This window comes from Promicromonospora kroppenstedtii DSM 19349, from assembly GCF_000515355.1.
Lineage (GTDB): Bacteria > Actinomycetota > Actinomycetes > Actinomycetales > Cellulomonadaceae > Promicromonospora > Promicromonospora kroppenstedtii.
The window spans coordinates 991-2,048 of record NZ_KI911657.1 but is presented as its reverse complement, the minus strand read 5'-3'; the positions used below and the strand labels follow the sequence as shown (position 1 = coordinate 2,048).

Genomic DNA, 1,058 nt, shown 5'->3' with positions numbered 1-1,058 from the left:
CCGGGGGGGTGCGGGCGCCGGCCCCAGCCGGTCGGCGGCGCGCAGCTCCAGTACGTCGAAGTCGTCGTTGCCGCCCATCGCGAACGGGACGACGACGCCCCCGAGGTCGGCCTCGAACGAGTGCAGGCGGGTGGTCTCGCCGGGCTCCATCCGGACGACGACCTCGGCGCGCTCGCCGGGCGCGAGCCGCACCTGCTCGAGCCGGACCGGGGCGTCGAGCAGCCCGCCGTCGGTGGCGACCAGGTCCATCTCCCGGTCGGCGAAGCCGAGCTGGTAGGTGCGGGCGGTCGACCCGTTGAGCAGGCGCAGGCGCACGGCCTCGGTCGTGACCTCGTGGTACGCCCCGACCGTCCCGTTGGCCAGCACCGTCCCGCCGAGCGTGCCGGGCTCGCTGCCGTCGTCCGACAGCTCGAGCTGGCCGGCGTCGTCGAGCACCTTGTCCTGCACGACGACGGGCACGTCGTCGACGCCGTACTCCTGCGGCAGGTCGGCGGTGCGAGAGGCGTCGTCGTCGAGCAGGAACATGCCCGCCAGGCCGCGGTAGACGTGCTTCTCCGTGGCTCCGTGCGGGTGCGGGTGGTACCAGAGGGTGGCGGCGGGCTGGTCGATCTGCCAGGTGGGCCGCCAGGTCCCGCCCGGCTGGACCTCCTGGTGGGGGCCGCCGTCCATGGCCGCGGGCAGGTGCATGCCGTGCCAGTGCACGCTGGTGGGCTCGTCGAGGTCGTTGGTGACCTCGACGGCGACGCGTTCGCCGCGCTCGGCGCGCAGCGTCGGGCCGAGGTAGGCACCGTCGAATCCCCAGGTGCGCGTCTTGACGCCGGGCAGGAACTCGGTGGCGCCCTCCTGCGCCGTCAGGGAGAAGACGCGCGTGCCGTCCACGACGCGCGACGGCGCCAGGGGCGGGATCGTGAGCTCGTTCGTGAACTCCACCTCGTCCACGGGGGTGACGGAGCCGGGGACCAGGCCGCAGCCGGCGAGCCCGAGCAGCAGCGCCACCGTACCTGCGGCCACGGACCCGGCCACGCGCCCCGGGCCGACGCGCCTCATCGGCCCGCCCC

The 1,058-nt window shown here is 75.1% G+C and carries 1 protein-coding gene; it reads right to left on the bottom strand.

Annotated elements, in window-relative coordinates:
* Nucleotides 1-1,011 (bottom strand): multicopper oxidase family protein (locus PROKR_RS11530; RefSeq protein ID WP_245605797.1); only part of this gene is annotated, 1,011 nt, incomplete at its 3' end.
* Nucleotides 1,012-1,058: the final 47 nt, after the last annotated feature.